Genomic DNA, 13,132 nt, shown 5'->3' with positions numbered 1-13,132 from the left:
GCCCGAAATGCGGGACTGAAGACCAGTACGGCGACAACTGCGAAAAATGCGGTGCGACCTACGCGCCGACCGACCTGAAGGATCCGAAGTCGGCCATCTCTGGCGCCACTCCGGTGCTCAAGGACTCCCAGCACTTCTTCTTCAAACTGCCGGACTTCCAGGAAATGCTGCAGGCCTGGACCCGCAGCGGCACATTGCAGGACGCCGTCGCCAACAAGATCGCCGAGTGGCTGGACGCCGGCCTGCAACAGTGGGACATCTCCCGCGATGCGCCGTACTTCGGTTTCGAGATTCCGGGCGAGCCGGGCAAGTATTTCTACGTGTGGCTGGACGCGCCGATCGGCTACATGGCCAGCTTCAAGAACCTCTGCGACCGCACGCCGGAGCTGGATTTCGACGCGTTCTGGGGCAAAGACTCCACCGCCGAGCTGTACCACTTCATCGGCAAGGACATCGTCAACTTCCACGCGCTGTTCTGGCCAGCGATGCTTGAAGGCGCGGGCTACCGCAAGCCGACCGGTATCAACGTACACGGCTACCTGACCGTCAACGGCCAGAAAATGTCCAAGTCGCGCGGCACCTTCATCAAGGCGCGCACCTATCTCGATCACCTGTCGCCGGAATACCTGCGCTACTACTACGCGGCCAAACTGGGCCGTGGCGTCGATGACCTCGATCTGAACCTCGAAGACTTCGTACAGAAGGTCAACTCCGACCTGGTCGGCAAAGTGGTCAACATCGCCAGCCGTTGCGCCGGGTTCATCCAGAAAGGCAATGGCGGCCTGCTGGTCGACACCAATGCTGCGCCTGAGCTGACCGAGGCCTTCCTCGTCGCCGCGCCAAGCATTGCCGACGCCTATGAAGCCCGCGACTTCGCCCGTGCCATGCGTGAAACCATGGCCCTGGCCGACCGCGCCAACGCCTGGATCGCCGACAAGGCGCCGTGGTCGTTGAACAAGCAGGAAGGCAAACAGGATGAAGTCCAGGCGATCTGCGCCACCGCCATCAACCTGTTCCGCCAACTGGTGATCTTCCTCAAACCGGTGTTGCCACTGCTGGCCGCCGATGCCGAGGCGTTCCTCAACGTCGCCCCGCTGACCTGGAACGACCACACCACCCTGCTGGCCAACCATCAGCTCAACGAATTCAAGCCGTTGATGACCCGCATTGACCCGGTAAAAGTGCAAGCCATGTCCGACGCCTCGAAAGAAGACCTGACCGCCAGCCAGACCGATACCGGTGCTGCTGCCCCGGCCGGCAATGGCGAACTGGCCAAGGATCCACTGTCGCCGGAAATCGACTTCGATGCATTCGCCGCGATCGACCTGCGCGTCGCGCTGATCGTCAAGGCCGAACACGTGGAAGGCGCCGACAAGCTGCTGCGCCTGACACTGGATATCGGTGACGAGCAACGTAACGTGTTCTCGGGCATCAAGAGCGCCTACCCGGATCCGTCCAAGCTCGACGGTCGCCTGACCATGATGATCGCCAACCTCAAGCCACGGAAAATGAAGTTCGGTATTTCCGAAGGCATGGTGATGGCGGCCGGCCCTGGCGGCGAAGAGATTTACCTGTTGAGCCCGGACAGCGGCGCCAAGCCGGGTCAGCGCATCAAGTAAGCGACAGCAATAAAATCGATCCCACCGACGTGCCCCGCATGCCGGTGGGATTTTTCATATCTGGGCGGATACTGCCTAACCTTAAGAGACACCTGCCCGTTTCGCCGACAGAACCATGACTGAACTCATGCTTACGCTTATCAGTGCTGCGCTGCTCAACAACTTCGTGTTGCACTGGCCGCTGGGCGCCGATCCGCTGTTGGCGGGCAGTCGTCGTCAGGTGCACGCGCTGGGATTGGCGACGCTGTGCCTGACGCTGGTCGTCGCTGTAGTCGGTTACGTTATCTGGCACTGGTTGCTGGTGCCGTTTCACCTTGAAGCCCTGCGCCTGTTGGTGTTTCTGCCGTTGAGCGTTTTGTTGATTGCGCCACTGCTGAAACTGTTGACGCGCTGGCTGCCGAATCTGCCCTTCGAAGGTTTATGGCCACTGTTACTCGGCAACGCAGGTGTACTCGGGGTCGCATTGATCAATACACTCAACGATCAAGGTCTGCTGCAGGCAACCGCCCTTAGTCTCGGTGCCGGGCTCGGCTTCTGGCTGGTGCTTGGCCTGTTTACCGACTTGCGCGAGCGCACGGCCGACAATGATATTCCCCTGCCCTTTCGCGGCCTGCCGATCGACCTGATCGGTGCCGGCCTGATCGCGGTGATTTTTCTCGGATTCAGTGGACTGATCAAAACATGAGTCTGATTCAACGCATCGATGCCCTCTTGCCGCAAACCCAATGCGGCAAGTGCGGCCATCCTGGATGCAAGCCATACGCTGAAGGCCTCGCTGAGGGCGAGGCGATCAACAAGTGTCCGCCCGGTGGTGATGAAACCATCGCGGCATTGGCCGAGCTGTTGAAAGTGCCGGTACTGGAACTGGACATCAGCCGTGGCTCGGCACCGCCGCAGGTCGCCTATATCCGCGAAGCCGAATGCATCGGCTGCACCAAGTGCATCCAGGCCTGCCCGATTGATGCCATCGTCGGTGCCGCCAAGTTGATGCATACCGTGCTGATTGACGAATGCACCGGTTGCGATCTGTGTGTCGCGCCGTGCCCGGTCGACTGCATCGAAATGCATCCACTGCCGCCGGGCACATTGCCCGTGGTCGGAGGTCTGGCACTCAGTCTCGAAGAACACCGTGCACGCGCCGCCAAGCGCGATCATGCACGTCAGCGCTTCGAGCAACGCAATGCCCGCTTGCAACGCGAAGAACAACAGAAACAGGCTGAGCGAGAGGCACGGGCCAAACGTGCGGCGCAACCCGAAGTCAACACGCTTGATCCAGTGCAGGCTGCGCTGGAACGTGTGCGTGCACAGAAGACCGCCAGCGCGGACGCCGCTCTGAAGAAAGCCAGGATCGATGTCGCAATGAGCCGCGCACAATTGCATAAGTCGCTGAAAGCCTTCGGCCATCCACCGACGTTCGATCAGCAATCGCAATTGATCGTGTTGCAGCAACAGTTCGAAGCCGCCGAACAGGCGCTGGCAAAACTCGAAAGCGACACACCGGCAACTCCCGCCGTGACAGTGGCCACTGCGTCGGACGCCGATCTGAAACGTGCAAAAATCCAAGTGGCCATGCGCCGTGCCGAACTGAAGAAAGCGCAAACCGCCGAGGCTTTGCCGGAGCAAATCGCAGCTCTGGAGCAAGCGCTGCGCGACGCCGAGCGTCAGGTGCAAGCACATGCAGCCCCTTGAAACGCCGGATGATCGTCTGCAACAGGCGATGAAGCTGGTGTTGCTCGCGGTACTGCCGGGGCTGCTCGTGCAGTTCTGGTTGTACGGTTGGGGCGTACTGATCAACCTGATCCTCTGCATGACGAGCGCACTCATCGTCGAAGCCGGCGTCGCACGACTGCGCCGGCAACCGTTACACCCCGCACTGAGCGACGGCAGCGCAATGGTCAGTGCGGCATTACTGGCTGCCGCCCTGCCGGCTTATTGCCCTTGGTGGCTGACGACGACAGCGATTGCCTCGGGCCTGTTGTTCGGCAAGCACTTGTACGGGGGCATTGGCAAAAACCCGTTCAACCCGGCAATGCTTGGTTTCGCTTTGGTGATGGTGACGTTCCCGCAGCCGATGACCCTCTGGCCCGCGCACGGCATGGATCTGCTCGCCGCCGTGCAGCAGGTATTCAATCCGGCTCAGGCGCCGGATGCGTGGGTGCAGGCCACAGCTCTGGACAGTCTGCGCATCAACAAGAGCCTGACAATGGATGAGTTGTTTGCCAGCAATCCAGCGTTCGGTCGCTTCGGCGGCCGCGGCGTGGAATGGATAAACCTGGCTTTCCTCTCCGGCGGGCTGTTCTTGCTGCAACGGCGGGTCATCGCCTGGCACGCGCCGGTCGGCATGCTCGCGAGCCTGTTCGTCGTCAGCCTGTTGTGCTGGAACGGCTCGGGATCGGACTCGCATGGCTCGCCACTGTTCCACCTGCTGAGCGGTGCGACCATGCTGGGTGCTTTCTTCATCATTACCGAACCGGTCTCAGGTGCAAAAAGCGCCCCCGCCCGCCTGCTGTTTGGTATCGGCGTCGGCTTGCTGACTTATCTGATTCGCACGTGGGGTGGCTACCCGGACGGGCTCGCGTTCGCGGTGCTGCTGATGAATCTTGGCGTGCCGGCACTGGAACGTTTCGCCGCCAAGCGACAGACGCAGGTGACCCCATGAACCGCACAGCGAATGTCGTCATCGTGCTGGTCCTGACGATCAGCGGTGTTGGTGTGACGTATCTGGTACAACGCGCCAATGCACCGCAGATTGCCGCCGAGCTGCGCCGGCTCGACAATCGCAAACTGCTCGACGTGCTCCCAGCCGAAAGCTACGACAATCAACCGCTGGAACAGCCGTTGCCGCTGGTCGATGTCGCTTTGCCCCGTAGCCGTCTGCTCGGCGCTTATCGCGCAACCAAGGCCGGACAACCGGTGGCGCTGGTGCTGCGCAGTGAAACCGAGGGTTACGCCGGCACCCTCCAATTGCTGATCGCCGTTGATACCCGCGGCAAGCTGATTGGCGTGAAAACCCTCAGGCAAAACGAAACACCGGCACTCGGCGGACATCTTGGCGACTGGCCAAATACTTGGCTTCAGGCGTTTGCCGGCAAGTCACGCAAAGAACCCACCGATAACGGCTGGGCACTGAAAAAGGATCAGGGCCAATTCGACCAGATGGCGGGGGCCACCATTACCTCTCGCGCGGCGCTCAATGCCATCCACGATGCATTACGCTATTTCGATGAGCATCGGGTAGCCATGCTGGGGAGTGGTACATGAACACATCGGTGAAGCTGTCGAACTCAATGGTGCTGGTGCTGCTGCTCGGCACCAGCAGCTCGCTCGCCGAAGCTTCAGGCATGCTGTTTATGTCCGTGATGGTGGTGGGCGTGTATGGCGTCTGCATGTCGTTGCTGCGCCCGCGCCTGATGCCCTTGAGCACGTTATTGACCAGTGTGGTACTCGCCGCCACCCTCACCGCTTGCGCCGAGATATTCGCGCAACGCTGGTCTGTGCAATGGCATCAGGCTCTCAGTCTGTATACCGGGATGATCGCTCTGCAGTGCGTGGTACTGGAACATAACGGCTTCTTTCGCCATTCACTGGCCCAGCGCCTCAAACTCGGCATTCAGTTCGGCGGGCTGATGGTGCTACTGGCGGTGTTGCGAGAGCTCATCGGTCAGGGCAGCCTTGGCCGGGACCTGTCCGAACACTGGCGAGAGTGGGTGTTGTTTCGCGCAGGCCTGCACTGGCTGACGCTGGTTCCCGGCGCACTGATTTTACTGGGGCTGCTGCTCGCAGCACATCAGGCGTGGACGCGCCCGAACTCTATTTCGAAGGAAACGCATCGCCCATGAATGCCGCAAAACGTCTTGAGATTTTTCGCAGACTGCACGAAGACAATCCCGAGCCGAAAACCGAACTGGCGTACTCCTCGCCGTTCGAATTGTTGATCGCTGTAATTCTTTCAGCGCAGTCGACCGACGTCGGTGTCAACAAGGCCACGGCCAGGCTTTTCCCGGTAGCCAATACGCCAGCGGCGATTCATGCCTTGGGTGTCGAGGGGCTGTCCGAATACATCAAGACCATTGGCTTGTACAACAGCAAGGCGAAAAACGTTATCGAGACCTGCCGCTTGCTGGTAGAACGCCACGACAGCCAGGTTCCGCAAACGCGTGAAGAGCTCGAAGCCCTGCCAGGTGTCGGGCGTAAAACAGCGAATGTGGTCCTCAATACCGCTTTCCGCCAACTGACCATGGCAGTCGACACGCACATCTTCCGCGTCAGCAATCGCACCGGAATTGCACCCGGCAAGAATGTGGTCGAAGTGGAAAAGAAATTGATGAAATTTGTGCCCAAGGATTACCTGCTCGACTCCCACCACTGGCTGATTTTACATGGGCGTTACGTATGCCTGGCACGCAAACCCCGCTGCGGCAGCTGCCGGATCGAGGACTTGTGCGAGTACAAGGAAAAAACTTCAGACGATTGAGTAACTATTAGGTTTTTGTATCTGTCGATTGAAAAAATCTTTTTTACCAGTCGTTGTATTGTCGATATAAGGAGCGCCAAAGGCAGTCTTAGCCGGGAGTTAACCTGATGAGTACCGATAAAGAGCAATTGGACGTTGAAGACGATTTTACTGCCGCTGAGACCGATGACGCAGAACCCGTGGTCGAGGTCGCAAAAACCAACCTCAGCAAACGCCGCACCATCGACAATCTGCTAGAGGAGCGCCGGTTGCAAAAACAATTGGCTGATTACGATTTTGATCTCTGATATCTGAAGCCTCCCGAAACGGAGGCTTTTTTCTGTCCGCTGCACGCTGATGCTGATCGGTCGCTGAAAATACACTCAGACAAGCCCATTACGTTGTGCCAATTCGATCAAATCAACCAGAGAACGGGCATTGAGCTTCAACAGTAATCGAGTCTTGTAAGTACTGACTGTCTTGTTGCTGAGAAACATGCCATCGGCAATTTCCTTGTTGGTCTTGCCTCGAGCCAACTGCTGCAACACCATCATTTCGCGCCCGGAAAGACGATCGACCATATCGGCTTCGCTGGCATTTCCCAGGCTGGTGCGCACCGTGTGTAACGCCTGATTGGGAAAGTAGCTGTAACCGGAAAGCACCGCTTTGATGGCGCTGAGCAATTCGGTCAGATCCTGTTGTTTGCAAACATAGCCTGCAGCACCAGACTGCATGCAACGCATTGAAAAGTGCCCTGGCGCCTGGGAAGTCAACACCAGGACTTTCATCGGCATCGCAGTCGACGCCAGACGCGCAATAACCTCCAGACCATCAAGCTTGGGTATTCCAATATCCAGTATGACAATGTCCGGCATTTGTTCGCGCGCAAGTTGCAGAGCATCTACGCCATTATCCGTCTCTGCAATAACTTCGTAGCCATGACGCTCCATCAGCATGCGCACAGCAAGACGAATGACGGGGTGATCATCCACGATCAGCACTTTATTCATGGGCAAGTCCAGTTTCGCTGTTCGAATTTTTAGAGCCGGCACAATAGCCTAGTCACTTGCGACATGGCACAAGAGAGTTCCATTGCAAGCACAGCGAAAGACATCCCCTACAGCAAATAAAGACTTTTCCTACAAGAATTCCAAACTCCGCAGATCAAGTGTCACTCGGGCGCGGTTTACGACCCGTGTCAACCCGTTAAAACGCCTGCCAGACAAGCCCTCAGGGGAGCGCCGTACGAGCATGCGCTGATACCCGAATGATTGAAGAACTTTGCATGGCGCTATCAACAACCCGAAACTCTAACTCTGAAAAAAACCAACACACCTGTTCTTTTAAAAAAACAAATCAAAATCTTTCACCACGACAACATAAACAACTGAAACAAGATACTTCTATCCAACGCCATAGTTTTAATATAAAAATACACACCCACTAAAAACAAACCATAAGTACGGACAACTAAATTTCATGAGTGCCAAATATGCTGAAATTCAAAAAGAAAATTGCCAACCCAATGACAGTAATCGTTGTATTTGCTTTCATATCCGAGTCCTCCGCGGCCGTATCACTGCCATTCCTTGGTGATCAGGAACGCGAGATGTACATATGGTTCCTTATGAGCTTTCCTTTTTACTTGTTACTGCTATTTTTCATTACATTAAACTTCAACTATCGATCTCTTTATGCGCCTTCCGACTTCGACAAGGACGACAGTTTTTTAAAGCTGTCTGCCGATATCAAAGATACCGAAAGCGGATTGCGCAACAGTTCGACGGAAAAAGCTCCATCGCCTGAAAAAGCCAAGGAGACTTCCTCCAGTAACGGAGTACCTGCAAGAGAAGCGAACCTGCACCCGTCCGGTCCCCCGCCAGAACCTGGTGTCGCCGACACCGCGTGTTCATGGATCGAACATAACGTTCAATGGCCCAAACCGCTGGGAACCCTGCGAGCGATCGACGTGCGTCAGATGAACAATCGAATGGACTTTGACACCTTGCTGGAAAGCTTCTCTCGCCCTGGCAAACATTCGAAAATCATCGTATTACTGACTGATCCGGCGTCTGAGGTTCTGCTCATGCAGATCATGGCGGAGCTTCTGCGGCATGCAAAAAAACGCGTTGGAGCGACCCATGTGATTGCCTATAACGTACGTACGCACGCCAGCACGATTCTGAAAGGCGCATGAAATCCATGCAGCCTTTTGTAGTGGGTAAAAAAAGGCGGCTTTGTCATAACGACAAGCCGCCTTTTTTATTGCGTGTCTGAAGGGCTCAGAACAGCTTGCGGCCTTTGTTGGCAGCAATGCGCATGCGCAGCGCGTTGAGCTTGATGAAGCCCGCCGCGTCGGCCTGGTTGTAAGCACCGCCGTCTTCTTCGAAGGTCGCGATGTTGGAATCGAACAGCGAATCGTCGGACTTGCGGCCAGTGACGATCACGTTGCCTTTGTACAGTTTCAGGCGCACAACACCGTTCACGTTGACCTGCGAAGCGTCGATCATCTGCTGCAGCATCAGACGTTCCGGGCTCCACCAGTAACCGGTGTAGATCAGGCTGGCGTATTTCGGCATCAGCTCGTCTTTGAGGTGAGCGACTTCGCGGTCCAGGGTGATCGATTCGATGGCGCGGTGAGCGCGCAGCATGATGGTGCCACCCGGGGTTTCGTAGCAGCCACGGGACTTCATGCCGACGTAACGGTTTTCGACGATGTCGAGACGGCCGATACCGTGAGCACCACCGATCTTGTTCAGCGTCGCCAGCACGGTAGCCGGGGTCATTTCGACGCCGTCCAGTGCAACGATATCGCCGTTACGGTAAGTCAGTTCCAGGTATTGCGCTTTGTCAGGAGCGTTCTCCGGGGAGACGGTCCATTTCCACATGTCTTCTTCGTGCTCGGTCCAGGTATCTTCCAGCACGCCACCTTCATAGGAGATGTGCAGCAGGTTGGCGTCCATCGAGTACGGGGATTTCTTTTTGCCGTGACGCTCGATCGGGATCGCGTGCTTCTCGGCGTAGTCCATCAGCTTCTCGCGGGACAGCAGGTCCCACTCACGCCATGGTGCAATGACTTTTACGCCTGGCTTGAGTGCGTAGGCACCCAGTTCGAAACGCACCTGGTCGTTGCCCTTGCCGGTGGCGCCGTGGGAAATGGCGTCAGCGCCGGTTTCGTTGGCGATTTCGATCAGACGTTTGGCGATCAGCGGACGTGCGATGGAAGTACCCAGCAGGTACTCGCCTTCGTAAACGGTGTTGGCGCGGAACATCGGGAATACGAAATCACGCACGAATTCTTCGCGCAGATCGTCGATGTAGATTTCTTTGACGCCCATGGCCTGAGCCTTGGCGCGGGCCGGCTCGACCTCTTCGCCTTGACCGAGATCAGCGGTGAAGGTCACCACTTCACAGTTATAAGTATCCTGCAGCCACTTGAGGATCACCGAAGTGTCCAGGCCGCCGGAATACGCCAGAACGACCTTGTTTACGTCCGCCATGCCATCACTCCACGGGGTTCTACGGAAAGCCGAGGAGTCTACCGCCCAAACGCGATAATTTACAGAGGCGCGACAGCTTAAGACGACAAAGCGACAGAATCTGTCGAGAGCGCGACGATGACCCGCGGGTCAGGAAGTCGCTGCAGTGCTGGCTGGCGTACTCGCTTGCGGCGCCGGAGCCGCTGTCGGCGCCACACGTGCCAGTTTGACATTGACCCGGCGGTTCTTCGCGCGATTGGCCGCATTGGTGTTCGGCACAATCGGATATTGCTCGCCGTGGAACCGCACGGTGATCTGCGATTCCTGAATGCCATTGGCCTTGAAGAAGTCGACGACAGCCAGCGCCCGGCGGCGCGACAGTTCCCGATTGGTCAGGCGATTACCGCTGTTGTCCGAATGGCCGTCGAGTTCGATGTGATTGACCGTCGGATCGGCCTTCATGAACTCGAGCATCACTTGCAACTTGGCTTTGGCGGCGGAATCCAGGTCAACGCCTTCGCCAGGGAAGCCGATTTGCGACCGCTTGATCTGGTCGAAATTCTGCGGCAGCAACTTCGCCACACAGGTTTGATAGTCGTTGAACGCCTTGTTGAACTTGACTGGCAACAAACGCACTTCCGAAACCCGTCCGTCGCCAGACGCACGCCGCACCACCGGGCTGCGACCGTCGAGCAGGCCACTGATCAAGCCGCCGGCCTGGGATTGCGAGCTGTTGAACAGCACATTGCCGCTGCCGATTCTGACGCTGCCCAAGTTGATATCGCCGCGCCCCGGCTGCCAGGGCGCCGCCGCTGCCAGCAGCGTCGCCGAGCCGCCGCCGAGCATCGCGTTGTAGGCGTTCAGACGAAATATCGCCTGCTCGCCGGCCTTGCGCACGAACTCACCCGAGCCGAAATCAGTGATCGGCTGGGTCAGACGACATTCGAACTTGTCGCCGGCGACCGTCCACTCAATGTTCTCCAGACGGGTCTGGTACGTGAGCGCCATCGCGGGGAGGCTGGCAAACACACTGAGCAAGGCTAAATAACGCTGGCGCACGGGAGGCTCCATTGGCTTCTGAAACACAAAGACCGATTCACACTATGTTTACGGCATACCTACGGGATATCGGAAGGTTCCCGCAAAACTTGATAGCGAGTGCCTGCAAGAGTCTTTTCCGGTAGCATTCGCCTCAGTTTGACCCGCCTGGAATCCCCTCATGTCCGACCGCCTGACCCTGCTGCGTCCCGACGACTGGCACATTCATCTTCGCGATGGTGCCGTGTTGACCAATACCGTTGCCGATGTTGCGCGCACCTTTGGTCGCGCCATCATCATGCCCAACCTGGTACCTCCGGTGCGCAACGCCACTGAAGCCGATGGCTATCGCCAGCGGATTCTCGCTGCCCGCCCGGCCGGCAGTCGCTTTGAGCCGCTGATGGTGCTGTACCTCACCGACCGCACCCAGCCCGAAGAAATTCGTGAGGCCAAGGCCAGCGGTTTCGTGTACGCCGCCAAGCTGTACCCGGCCGGCGCGACCACCAACTCCGACTCCGGCGTGACCAGCATCGACAAGATTCTGCCGGCGATCGAAGCCATGGCCGAAGTCGGCATGCCGCTGCTGATCCACGGTGAAGTCACCCGCGGCGACGTCGATGTGTTCGACCGCGAAAAGATTTTCATCGATGAGCACATGCGCCGCGTAGTCGAACGTTTCCCGACGCTGAAAGTGGTGTTCGAACACATCACCACCGGCGACGCCGTGCAGTTCGTCAACGAGGCTTCGGCCAACGTTGGCGCGACCATCACCGCGCATCACCTGCTCTATAACCGCAACCACATGCTGGTGGGCGGGATTCGGCCGCACTTCTACTGCCTGCCGATCCTCAAGCGCAATACGCACCAGGAAGCCCTGCTCGACGCTGCCACCAGTGGCAGCGCGAAGTTCTTCCTTGGCACTGACTCGGCGCCGCACGCTCAGCACGCCAAGGAAGCCGCTTGTGGCTGTGCCGGCTGCTACACCGCGTACGCCGCCATCGAGATGTACGCCGAAGCCTTTGAGCAGCGCAATGCGCTGGATAAGCTCGAAGCCTTCGCCAGCCTCAACGGCCCGCGTTTCTATGGCCTGCCGGCGAACACCGATCGCATTACTTTGGTTCGTGAAGAATGGACTGCCCCGACCAGCCTGCCATTCGGCGAGCTGACCGTTATCCCGCTGCGCGCCGGTGAAAAACTGCGCTGGCGCCTGCTGGAGGAACACGCGTGAGTGAAGACCATTTCGACGACGAACTGGACGGTCAAAGTGGCGGCGGCGGTTCCCGCCACCCGATGGCAGCACGCTTTCGCGGCTACCTGCCGGTTGTCGTCGACGTAGAAACCGGCGGTTTCAACTCGGCCACCGATGCGTTGCTGGAGATTGCTGCGACCACCATCGCCATGGATGAAAAGGGTTTTGTTTACCCCGATCACACCTATTTCTTCCGTGTTGAGCCGTTCGAAGGCGCCAACATCGAAGCGGCGGCGCTGGAGTTCACCGGGATCAAACTCGATCACCCGCTGCGCATGGCGGTCAGCGAAGAAACCGCGCTGACCGACATCTTCCGAGGCATCCGCAAGGCGCTGAAGGCCAACGGTTGCAAGCGGGCGATCCTGGTCGGTCATAACAGCAGCTTCGACCTCGGCTTCCTGAACGCTGCGGTCGCGCGACTGGACATGAAGCGCAACCCGTTCCACCCGTTCTCCAGCTTCGACACCGCGACGCTGGCCGGTCTGGCGTACGGTCAAACCGTACTGGCGAAAGCCTGCCAGGCCGCCGACATCGATTTCGACGGCCGTGAGGCGCACTCGGCGCGTTACGACACCGAGAAAACCGCTGAGCTGTTCTGCGGCATCGTCAACCGCTGGAAACAGATGGGCGGCTGGGAAGACTTCGACGACTGATCCTCGTTGAGTAAATCCCGCGCATAAAAAAACCGGCCACAGGGGCCGGTTTTTTTGTACCTCGACGTTGCGCCTTACAGGGCAGCAGCGTTCTCGGTCAGGTAAGCCGCAACGCCTTCTGGCGAAGCGTTCATGCCTTTGTCGCCTTTTTTCCAGTTGGCAGGGCAGACTTCGCCGTGCTCTTCGTGGAATTGCAGAGCGTCGACCAGACGGATCAGCTCTTCCATGTTACGGCCCAGTGGCAGGTCGTTGATGATCTGCGAGCGGACAACGCCTTTGTCGTCGATCAGGAACGCGCCACGGAAAGCCACGCCGCCTTCGGATTCAACGTCGTAAGCCTTGGCGATGTCGTGCTTCATGTCGGCAGCCATGGTGTATTTCACCTGACCGATGCCGCCATTGTTCACTGGGGTGTTGCGCCATGCGTTGTGAGTGAAGTGCGAGTCGATCGACACAGCGATCACTTCAACGTTGCGCGCCTTGAAGTCAGCCATGCGGTTGTCCAGAGCGATCAGCTCGGACGGGCAGACGAAGGTGAAGTCCAGTGGGTAGAAGAACACCAGGCCGTATTTGCCTTTGATGGCCGAGGACAGGGTGAAGCTGTCAACGATCTCGCCATTGCCGAGTACGGCCGGGACGGA

General features: G+C 58.0%; 15 protein-coding genes. 11 read left to right on the top strand and 4 right to left on the bottom strand.

What is annotated here, in order from left to right; all coding sequences use genetic code 11:
• From metG to ACIPIZ_RS26805, 8 genes are all read left to right on the top strand, one after another.
• A partial coding sequence (gene metG / locus ACIPIZ_RS26840) for a methionine--tRNA ligase (RefSeq protein WP_401168444.1) occupies nt 1-1,619 on the top strand: 1,619 nt, incomplete at its 5' end.
• A 115-nt stretch (nt 1,620-1,734) separates the two neighbouring features.
• A complete protein-coding gene (locus ACIPIZ_RS26835) occupies nt 1,735-2,304 on the top strand; it encodes an electron transport complex protein RnfA (RefSeq protein ID WP_105707109.1) in 570 nt (189 codons plus the stop codon).
• Nucleotides 2,301-3,308 (top strand): electron transport complex subunit RsxB, encoded by a 1,008-nt coding sequence (gene rsxB / locus ACIPIZ_RS26830; RefSeq protein ID WP_105707111.1) that lies wholly within the window; start codon nt 2,301-2,303, stop codon nt 3,306-3,308. Before ACIPIZ_RS26835 ends, rsxB begins: the two co-directional genes overlap by 4 nt.
• Entirely contained in the window at nt 3,295-4,278 is a 984-nt protein-coding gene (locus ACIPIZ_RS26825) for an RnfABCDGE type electron transport complex subunit D (RefSeq protein ID WP_401168440.1), read from the top strand. The genes rsxB and ACIPIZ_RS26825 overlap by 14 nt, the downstream gene beginning before the upstream one ends.
• Nucleotides 4,275-4,880: an RnfABCDGE type electron transport complex subunit G gene (locus ACIPIZ_RS26820; protein WP_064391947.1), complete on the top strand. Its 606-nt coding sequence runs from the start codon at nt 4,275-4,277 to the stop codon at nt 4,878-4,880. The genes ACIPIZ_RS26825 and ACIPIZ_RS26820 overlap by 4 nt, the downstream gene beginning before the upstream one ends.
• Nucleotides 4,877-5,458, top strand: coding sequence for an Rnf-Nqr domain containing protein (locus ACIPIZ_RS26815; protein ID WP_105707118.1), 582 nt, complete (start codon nt 4,877-4,879; stop codon nt 5,456-5,458). Before ACIPIZ_RS26820 ends, ACIPIZ_RS26815 begins: the two co-directional genes overlap by 4 nt.
• Nucleotides 5,455-6,093: an endonuclease III gene (gene nth / locus ACIPIZ_RS26810; RefSeq protein WP_105707120.1), complete on the top strand. Its 639-nt coding sequence runs from the start codon at nt 5,455-5,457 to the stop codon at nt 6,091-6,093. Before ACIPIZ_RS26815 ends, nth begins: the two co-directional genes overlap by 4 nt.
• Nucleotides 6,094-6,200: 107 nt before the next feature.
• Entirely contained in the window at nt 6,201-6,380 is a 180-nt protein-coding gene (locus ACIPIZ_RS26805; RefSeq protein WP_064391954.1) for a PA3496 family putative envelope integrity protein, read from the top strand.
• Between the two features lie 75 nt (nt 6,381-6,455).
• On the opposite strand, the gene ACIPIZ_RS26800 is transcribed toward ACIPIZ_RS26805, so the two are convergent.
• Entirely contained in the window at nt 6,456-7,082 is a 627-nt protein-coding gene (locus ACIPIZ_RS26800; RefSeq protein WP_064391960.1) for a response regulator transcription factor, read from the bottom strand.
• A gap of 482 nt (nt 7,083-7,564) precedes the next feature.
• On the opposite strand from ACIPIZ_RS26800, the gene ACIPIZ_RS26795 reads away from it, so the two are divergent.
• Entirely contained in the window at nt 7,565-8,269 is a 705-nt protein-coding gene (locus ACIPIZ_RS26795) for a hypothetical protein (RefSeq protein WP_401168436.1), read from the top strand.
• Between the two features lie 85 nt (nt 8,270-8,354).
• On the opposite strand, the gene ACIPIZ_RS26790 is transcribed toward ACIPIZ_RS26795, so the two are convergent.
• Complete coding sequence (locus ACIPIZ_RS26790; RefSeq protein WP_007916658.1) at nt 8,355-9,572, bottom strand: argininosuccinate synthase; 1,218 nt, start codon at nt 9,570-9,572, stop codon at nt 8,355-8,357.
• Nucleotides 9,573-9,701: 129 nt separating this feature from the next.
• Nucleotides 9,702-10,610, bottom strand: a complete 909-nt coding sequence (locus tag ACIPIZ_RS26785) for an OmpA family protein (RefSeq protein ID WP_105707123.1) — start codon at nt 10,608-10,610, stop codon at nt 9,702-9,704.
• 160 nt (nt 10,611-10,770) lie between these two features.
• Here ACIPIZ_RS26785 and pyrC point away from each other — a divergent pair, with 160 nt between their 5' ends.
• Together pyrC and rnt are read left to right on the top strand one after the other, a co-directional pair.
• The gene (gene pyrC, locus ACIPIZ_RS26780; protein ID WP_105707125.1) at nt 10,771-11,817 is read left to right on the top strand and encodes a dihydroorotase; all 1,047 of its coding nucleotides are present in this window, start codon (nt 10,771-10,773) and stop codon (nt 11,815-11,817) included.
• The gene (rnt, locus tag ACIPIZ_RS26775) at nt 11,814-12,491 is read left to right on the top strand and encodes a ribonuclease T (RefSeq protein WP_007916667.1); all 678 of its coding nucleotides are present in this window, start codon (nt 11,814-11,816) and stop codon (nt 12,489-12,491) included. The genes pyrC and rnt overlap by 4 nt, the downstream gene beginning before the upstream one ends.
• Nucleotides 12,492-12,565: 74 nt before the next feature.
• Here the strand turns inward: rnt and ACIPIZ_RS26770 are convergent.
• On the bottom strand, nt 12,566-13,132 hold a 567-nt coding region (locus ACIPIZ_RS26770; RefSeq protein ID WP_401168432.1), incomplete at its 5' end, for a peroxiredoxin.

It is taken from the genome of Pseudomonas sp. NPDC087690 (genome assembly GCF_044743175.1).
GTDB lineage: Bacteria > Pseudomonadota > Gammaproteobacteria > Pseudomonadales > Pseudomonadaceae > Aquipseudomonas.
Note: the sequence above shows the minus strand (reverse complement) of the source record. Positions and strands in the feature narration are given on the sequence as shown.

Excerpts from the sequence above, each read along its gene's own strand:
- ACIPIZ_RS26835 (WP_105707109.1), top strand. The coding sequence starts at position 1,735 with ATGACTGAACTCATGCTTACGCTTATCAGTGCTGCGCTGCTCAACAAC.
- rsxB (WP_105707111.1), top strand. The coding sequence starts at position 2,301 with ATGAGTCTGATTCAACGCATCGATGCCCTCTTGCCGCAAACCCAATGC.
- ACIPIZ_RS26825 (WP_401168440.1), top strand. The coding sequence starts at position 3,295 with ATGCAGCCCCTTGAAACGCCGGATGATCGTCTGCAACAGGCGATGAAG.
- ACIPIZ_RS26820 (WP_064391947.1), top strand. The coding sequence starts at position 4,275 with ATGAACCGCACAGCGAATGTCGTCATCGTGCTGGTCCTGACGATCAGC.
- ACIPIZ_RS26815 (WP_105707118.1), top strand. The coding sequence starts at position 4,877 with ATGAACACATCGGTGAAGCTGTCGAACTCAATGGTGCTGGTGCTGCTG.
- nth (WP_105707120.1), top strand. The coding sequence starts at position 5,455 with ATGAATGCCGCAAAACGTCTTGAGATTTTTCGCAGACTGCACGAAGAC.
- ACIPIZ_RS26805 (WP_064391954.1), top strand. The coding sequence starts at position 6,201 with ATGAGTACCGATAAAGAGCAATTGGACGTTGAAGACGATTTTACTGCC.
- ACIPIZ_RS26800 (WP_064391960.1), bottom strand. The coding sequence starts at position 7,082 with ATGAATAAAGTGCTGATCGTGGATGATCACCCCGTCATTCGTCTTGCT.
- ACIPIZ_RS26795 (WP_401168436.1), top strand. The coding sequence starts at position 7,565 with ATGCTGAAATTCAAAAAGAAAATTGCCAACCCAATGACAGTAATCGTT.
- ACIPIZ_RS26790 (WP_007916658.1), bottom strand. The coding sequence starts at position 9,572 with ATGGCGGACGTAAACAAGGTCGTTCTGGCGTATTCCGGCGGCCTGGAC.
- pyrC (WP_105707125.1), top strand. The coding sequence starts at position 10,771 with ATGTCCGACCGCCTGACCCTGCTGCGTCCCGACGACTGGCACATTCAT.